The following is a 6,621-nucleotide window of genomic DNA, read 5'->3' as shown; positions in this document are numbered from 1 at the left end:
CACGGCGGACACCGATACAGACACCGCCCGCGGTGCACTGTGAACCGCGAACAGTCGCCGCCCGAAGGCGAGAGCACCGCGCCCATCGTCGTGCATCGCGCGGCGGGCACCGGTGGCCGCCGGGTGTCGATTCGCGCCCGGGTCGCCGGCCTTGCCCACAGTGACGCCGACCTGATCGAGTTCCTGCGCCGCGCGGGCCTGCCGGACGCGTGGGAGTTGCTGGACGATCCGCACTGGGTGGACTGGCAGGACGGCCGACCGCACGACTACGGCACGGACTGACGGCGGCGCAGACCGCGCTTCTCCCGTTCGAGCGTTGGAGCGTTGGAGAGGCCCGGACATCCGGCAGGCATGCGGCAGACATACGGGAGGGGCTCGCCGTCCAGTTGGACGACGAGCCCCTCGTACCGCAAAACCGCAGACCGCAGACCGCAGACCGCAGAGCCTGAGCCTCGGTGTCAGCTCCCGACGAACAGCACCAGCAGCAGCCACACCACCGGAGCCGTGGGCAGGAGCGAGTCCAGGCGGTCCATGATGCCGCCGTGCCCCGGCAGCAAGGTGCCCATGTCCTTGATGCCCAGGTCGCGCTTGATCATCGACTCGCCGAGGTCGCCGAGCGTGGCGCTGGCCGCGACCGCGAGGCCGACGATCAGGCCCTGCCACCAGGTGCCGTCGTCGATGAGGAACTGCATGCACAGCGCGCCCCCCACCATGGCGAAGACCAGCGCGCCCATCAGGCCCTCGCGCGTCTTGCCGGGGCTGATGCGCGGGGCGAGCTTGTGCTTGCCGAAGCGCCAGCCGACGGCGTACGCGCCCGTATCGCTGACCACGGCCAGCAGCAGGAACGTGAGCACCCGCCGCGCACCGTCGTCCGCCGTGAGCATCATCGCCACGAACGTGGCGAGGAACGGGATGTAGAAAGCGGCGAAGACTCCCGCGGTGACGTCCTTGAGGTATCCCTCGGGCGGTTCGGTCATCCGCCAGACCAGGACCGCGAGCGCGGTGAGCGCCATCGCCACCCAGGCACCCTCGGCACCCCGGACGTATCCGGCGACGACCATCGCGGCACCGCCGATCGCCAGCGGCACGAGCGGCGCCTTGATGCCCTTCTGCTCCGCGAGCCGCGACGTGAGTTCCCACAGGCCGACCACGACGGCGACCGCTATCACTCCGACGAAGGCGGCCTTGACGACGAACAGCGACGCGACGATCACCGCACCGAGCGCGACCCCGACCCCTATGGCAGCGCCCAGGTCGCGGCCCGCGCTCTTCTTCGGCGGCGCGGGTGCGGGTTGTGCGGCGCTGGACATGGGCTCCTGCGGATTCTGCGACCGGTGGGACGGCACCTGAGAGGACGGATCCTGGTGCGGCGGCGTCCGAGGCGTCTCGTCGCGGAACAGGGGGCCGCCCGTCCGAGCAGCCCCCCGGTCGTCATCCTGGTCTCCGCCATGCGCGGGTACGTCGGGCACGATGGGCATGGGGCGAGTCTGCTGCGCGTTGTGCGCATCGTAGGCGGGACCCGCCGGGGCAGCCCCCTGGACAGGCCCCTGGTCGGACGGCCCCCAGTACCCGGCTTGTGGCGGCGCCCCCCAGGAAGAGTCGTTCATCAGACCTCGAGCAGCTCTGCTTCCTTGTGCTTGAGCAGCTCGTCCACCTGAGCGACGTACTTCGCGGTGGTGTCGTCGAGCTCCTTCTCCGCACGGCGGCCCTCGTCCTCGCCGACCTCGCCGTCCTTGATCATCTTGTCGATGCCGTCCTTGGCCTTGCGGCGCACGGAGCGGATCGAGATCTTGGAGTCCTCGGCCTTGGTGCGGGCGACCTTGATGTAGTCCTTGCGGCGCTCCTCCGTCAGCTCGGGGAACACCACCCGGATGATATTGCCGTCGTTGCTCGGGTTGACACCGAGGTCGGAGTCACGGATCGCCTGCTCGATGTTGCGCAGCGCGCTCTTGTCGAACGGGGTCACCACGGCCATGCGCGGCTCGGGCACCGAGAACGAGGCCAGCTGGTTGATCGGCGTCAGCGCGCCGTAGTAGTCCGCCACGATCTTGTTGAACATCGCCGGGTGCGCACGGCCGGTGCGGATCGCGGCGAAGTCCTCCTTGGCGACCACGACGGCCTTCTCCATCTTCTCCTCGGCCTCGAGGAGGGTCTCTTCGATCACCACTTGCTCCTGCGTGTCTTGAGTAGGCCCGGCTGCGGTTCCTTGGCGGGTAGGCGGCCGGCTGCGTCGCGTCTTGTTCCTGCACGGTTCCCGACCGGCAGGACATTGTCCATCCCCCGGTCAGGCCCGACTGCCCTGGTCACCCACAAGCGTGCCGATCTTCTCACCCTTGACGGCCCGCGCGATATTGCCCTCGGCCAGAAGCTCGAAGACGAGGATCGGGAGCTTGTTGTCGCGGCACAGGGTGATTGCGGTCATGTCGGCGACCTTGAGGTCGCGGGTGATGACCTCGCCATAGCTGAGCGAGTCGAACTTGACCGCTTCGGGGTTGGTCTTCGGGTCGGAGTCGTAGACCCCGTCCACACCGTTCTTGCCCATCAGCAGGGCCTCGGCGTCGATCTCCAGGGCGCGCTGGGCGGCGGTGGTGTCGGTGGAGAAGTACGGCATGCCCATGCCCGCGCCGAAGATGACCACACGGCCCTTCTCCAGGTGCCGCACGGCCCGCAGCGGGATGTACGGCTCGGCGACCTGCCCCATGGTGATGGCGGTCTGCACGCGCGAGTCGATGCCCTCCTTCTCCAGGAAGTCCTGGAGGGCCAGGCAGTTCATGACGGTGCCGAGCATGCCCATGTAGTCGGAGCGGGCCCGGTCCATGCCGCGCTGCTGGAGTTCGGCGCCGCGGAAGAAGTTGCCGCCGCCGATGACGACGGCGATCTGGGCACCGCCGCGGACCACCGCGGCGATCTCCCGGGCCATTTTGTGCACCACGTCGGGGTCGACGCCGAGTGCCCCGCCACCGGCGAAAGCCTCGCCGGAAAGCTTCAGCAGGAAGCGGCCGGCGCCCTTGCCGGTGTCGCTCTTTTCGTCCTTGTCGGCCTTGGTGGTGGTCATGGAGATCTCGCCTCTTCTACGTGTCGCACATACAAAGAAGGCCATTGCCGGTGGGGTGTTGGTGGCAACCCATGCGCGGCAATGGCCTCCTCGTCAGATCTGCTGTCGACCGTCACGCACGCGCGTGACGGCGTACGCGGACGACTGCTGTCGACCCTATCGGGGTCGCGCGTCGATCGCGGTACGGACTCAGATGCCGACCTTGATGCGTACGAAACGCTTCAGGGTGACACCGGCCTCGTCCAGGATCTTCTGGACGGACTTCTTCTGGTCGAGCGCGTACGGCTGACCGAGAAGGGTGGCTTCCTTGAAGAAGCCGTTGACGCGACCCTCGACGATCTTCGGGAGGGCGGCCTCGGGCTTGCCCTCGGCGCGGGTGGTCTCCTCGGCGACGCGACGCTCGGACTCGACGACGTCGGCCGGAACGTCCTCACGGGAGAGGTACTTCGGCGCGAAGGCGGCGATGTGCTGCGCGATGCCCTTGGCGAGGTCGGCGTCGGCCTTGTCCAGCTCGACCAGGACACCGATCTGCGGGGGCAGGTCGGGCATGGTGCGGTGCATGTACGAGCCCACGTACGCGCCGGAGAACTGCGCGAAGCGGTCCAGGACGATCTTCTCGCCCAGGTTGGCGTTGGCCTCGTCGACGTACGCCTGGACCGTCTTGCCGGCCTCGATCTCGGACGCGAGCAGCGCCTCGAGGTCGGCCGGGGAGGTCTTGGTGACGTGCTCGGCGATCGTGTTGGCGACGGCCTGGAACCTCTCGCCCTTGGCGACGAAGTCCGTCTCGCACTTCAGCTCGACCAGGACGCCGGAGGTGTTGTCGTCGGCGATGATGGAGACCACGGCGCCGTTCTCGGCGGAGCGGCCCTCGCGCTTGGCGACGCCCTTCTGGCCCTTGATGCGCAGCGCCTCGACGGCCTTGTCGACGTTGCCGTCGGCCTCGTCGAGCGCCTTCTTGCAGTCCATCATGCCGGCGCCGGTGAGCTCACGGAGCTTCTTGACGTCAGCGGCGGTGTAGTTCGCCATGATCTGTGAATCTCTTCTCGGAGTTCGAAGTCTCGAAGTCGGCGTCCGCCGCTGATCGGGCGGGCGTCCACCGAAGATCTACGGGCTGGGGGTGAACGGCGGGCGGCGCCTTCGGCACCGCCCGCCGTCACTCAACCGTGACGCTGGTTCGTCAGGCCTGCTCGGCGGCCTCGGCCGGCTTCTCGGCCTCGGCCTCGGCAGCGGCGGGGGCCTCGGCGACGGGAGCCTCAGCAGCGGCCGGAGCCTCGGCCTCGGCGGCCGCGGGGGCCTCCTCGGCAGCAGGGGCCTCAGCAGCGGGCGCCTCGGCGGGAGCCTCGTCGGCCTTCTTCTCGCCACCCTCGAGCAGGTCGCGCTCCCAGGCGGCGAGCGGCTCGCCCGCGGCCTTGTCACCCTCGGCGGCCTTGCCGGCACCGGAACGGGAGATGAGGCCCTCGGCGACCGCGTCGGCGATCACACGGGTGAGCAGGGTGACGGAGCGGATCGCGTCGTCGTTGCCCGGGATCTTGTAGTCGACCTCGTCGGGGTCGCAGTTCGTGTCGAGGATGGCGACGACCGGGATGTTGAGCTTCCGGGCCTCGCCGACCGCGATGTGCTCCTTCTTGGTGTCCACGATCCAGACGGCGCTGGGAACCTTGGACATCTCGCGGATACCACCGAGGGTCTTCTCCAGCTTGGCCTTCTCGCGCGAGAGCACGAGAAGCTCCTTCTTGGTGAGACCGGACGCGGCGACGTCCTCGAAGTCGATCTGCTCAAGCTCCTTGAGGCGCTGCAGACGCTTGTAGACGGTCGAGAAGTTGGTGAGCATGCCGCCCAGCCAGCGCTGGTTGACGTAGGGCATGCCGACGCGGGTGGCCTGCTCGGCGATGGCCTCCTGCGCCTGCTTCTTCGTGCCGACGAACATGACCGTGCCGCCGTGGGCGACGGTCTCCTTGACGAACTCGTAGGCGCGGTCGATGTACGACAGCGACTGGAGCAGGTCGATGATGTAGATGCCGTTGCGCTCCGTGAAGATGAATCGCTTCATCTTCGGGTTCCAACGACGGGTCTGGTGACCGAAGTGGACGCCGCTTTCCAGCAGCTCCCGCATCGTGACGACGGCCATGGCCGTTCTCCTTGAGTTTCTCGGTTGTGCCGCGCGTGCCGGACGGCACTCGCGCCTGACGCCCGCGATGCGCCTTGCCGCTAGGGACCGAGAGGCGCTGACACCGGCTGTTTGAGGGCCTGGTGTCGGGGCGTGCGAAGTCGACCCGGTGACCCGGATCGCCACAAGAAGTGTACGGGACCCGCGAGGTGCCGGGTGACGCCGCTGTCCACAACCGGCCGGTACTCCACAGATCCTGGCCATGATCCACTTTTTTCCGTCGCGCACGGGACCGTTCTCGCATGCGAGAAGACCGATCGATGCGTACGTGGCCGGCGCTGCTGCTGGCTCTGATGGTGGCCGCGGTGTGCGCCGCTCTCCCCGCGGCGACCGCCCTCGACGGGGATCCCGGCGGCGGCCTAGGGGCTGGCCCCGGGGGCGGTTCCGGCGACAGTCCGCTCCCGTCCCCACCCGCCGTCCCGGCTCCACCCGCCGACGCACCGGTGCCCGCCGTCGGCCGCGCCTGGCCGGTGGGCCTGCGTCCGTCGGTGATACGCGGCTGGGAACCCCCGGCCACCACCTACGGCCGGGGCCATCGCGGGGTCGCCCTCACCGCGGCCCCCGGCACCCCGGTCCGCGCCGTGGCTCCCGGCCGTGTCTCCTTCGCGGGCCGGGTCGCGGGCCGCGGGGTCGTCTCGGTGGAACTGAACGGCACGGGAGACCCACCCCTGCGCACGACCTACGAGCCGGTGCGGGCGACGGCGAAGAAGGGCGCGGAGGTGGCGGCGGGCGAGGTGATCGGCGTACTGGAACCGACGGGGTCGCACTGTCCGGCGTCCTGCCTGCACTGGGGACTGCGCCGGGCCGACGCCTACCTGGACCCCCTGTCCCTGCTCCCGCCGTGGCTGCTCGGCCGGGGTCCGTCACGGCTGCTGCCCGTCATTGGCGTGCCCGAGTCCGAGGCACGGGCCGTGCCCTAGCCCTGGTCCTGGTCCTGGTCCGGCCGACCACTCGGCGGCACCTCATGGACCGACCGCCGCGACGGGTACCACTCCGCGCCCACCGGACGGCCCGCCATGTTCCAGCTCCAGGAGACGGTCGGCGTGATGCGCATATAGAGCCCCGGGCCGACCATCCCCACACGCTCGACGGGTTCTTCGGCGGTGCCGTAGACCCGTACGCCTCGCGCGATGAATGGGTTCAGGGACACCAGATCGTCGATGACGAGGGCCACCTCGTGGTGGCCGGCCCGGATGTTGCGGAACTTGCGGGTCCCGGCGACCGACGGGCCGCTGCCGCCGACCCAGAAGTGCGTGCCGTCGTACTCGAAGGCGAGCGGGACCACGTCGGGCTGCCGGCCGTCGGGAGACAGCGTCGCGACGCGGGCGAGCGGCTGTGACCGCATGTAGGCGATCTCTTCATCGGTGAACGACATGACAACCTCCGGGCGGGCGTTTCG

At 69.3% G+C, this 6,621-nt stretch carries 8 protein-coding genes; 2 read left to right on the top strand and 6 right to left on the bottom strand.

Going from position 1 to position 6,621, the window contains the following annotated elements; genetic code table 11:
* Positions 1-39: 39 nt before the first annotated feature.
* Positions 40-282: a hypothetical protein gene (locus O3Q52_RS16960; RefSeq protein ID WP_269649614.1), complete on the top strand. Its 243-nt coding sequence runs from the start codon at positions 40-42 to the stop codon at positions 280-282.
* Positions 283-458: 176 nt separating this feature from the next.
* Here O3Q52_RS16960 and O3Q52_RS16955 read toward each other — a convergent pair whose 3' ends face one another.
* The 5 genes from O3Q52_RS16955 to rpsB form a co-directional block, all read right to left on the bottom strand.
* Positions 459-1,607, bottom strand: a complete 1,149-nt coding sequence (locus O3Q52_RS16955) for a phosphatidate cytidylyltransferase (protein WP_269649610.1) — start codon at positions 1,605-1,607, stop codon at positions 459-461.
* Positions 1,607-2,164 (bottom strand): ribosome recycling factor, encoded by a 558-nt coding sequence (frr, locus tag O3Q52_RS16950; RefSeq protein WP_055614581.1) that lies wholly within the window; start codon positions 2,162-2,164, stop codon positions 1,607-1,609. Before frr ends, O3Q52_RS16955 begins: the two co-directional genes overlap by 1 nt.
* A 120-nt stretch (positions 2,165-2,284) precedes the next feature.
* Positions 2,285-3,055, bottom strand: a complete 771-nt coding sequence (gene pyrH / locus O3Q52_RS16945; protein WP_055614582.1) for a UMP kinase — start codon at positions 3,053-3,055, stop codon at positions 2,285-2,287.
* A gap of 189 nt (positions 3,056-3,244) precedes the next feature.
* Entirely contained in the window at positions 3,245-4,081 is an 837-nt protein-coding gene (gene tsf / locus O3Q52_RS16940; RefSeq protein ID WP_269649609.1) for a translation elongation factor Ts, read from the bottom strand.
* A 151-nt stretch (positions 4,082-4,232) separates the two neighbouring features.
* Positions 4,233-5,183 (bottom strand): 30S ribosomal protein S2, encoded by a 951-nt coding sequence (gene rpsB / locus O3Q52_RS16935; RefSeq protein WP_266754187.1) that lies wholly within the window; start codon positions 5,181-5,183, stop codon positions 4,233-4,235.
* Between the two features lie 281 nt (positions 5,184-5,464).
* Between rpsB and O3Q52_RS16930 the strand changes: the two genes are divergently transcribed.
* Positions 5,465-6,142: a M23 family metallopeptidase gene (locus O3Q52_RS16930; RefSeq protein WP_269649608.1), complete on the top strand. Its 678-nt coding sequence runs from the start codon at positions 5,465-5,467 to the stop codon at positions 6,140-6,142.
* Here the strand turns inward: O3Q52_RS16930 and O3Q52_RS16925 are convergent.
* Positions 6,139-6,597 carry a PPOX class F420-dependent oxidoreductase gene (locus tag O3Q52_RS16925; RefSeq protein ID WP_269649607.1) on the bottom strand — a complete coding sequence of 153 codons (459 nt, stop codon included), beginning with the start codon at positions 6,595-6,597 and terminating at the stop codon, positions 6,139-6,141. The two genes, O3Q52_RS16930 and O3Q52_RS16925, sit on opposite strands and share 4 nt — an antisense overlap.
* Positions 6,598-6,621 lie beyond the last annotated feature (24 nt).

The organism is Streptomyces sp. ActVer (assembly GCF_027270795.1).
In the GTDB taxonomy this organism is placed as follows: domain Bacteria; phylum Actinomycetota; class Actinomycetes; order Streptomycetales; family Streptomycetaceae; genus Streptomyces; species Streptomyces umbrinus_A.
This window is presented reverse-complemented; position numbering and strand designations above follow the sequence as displayed.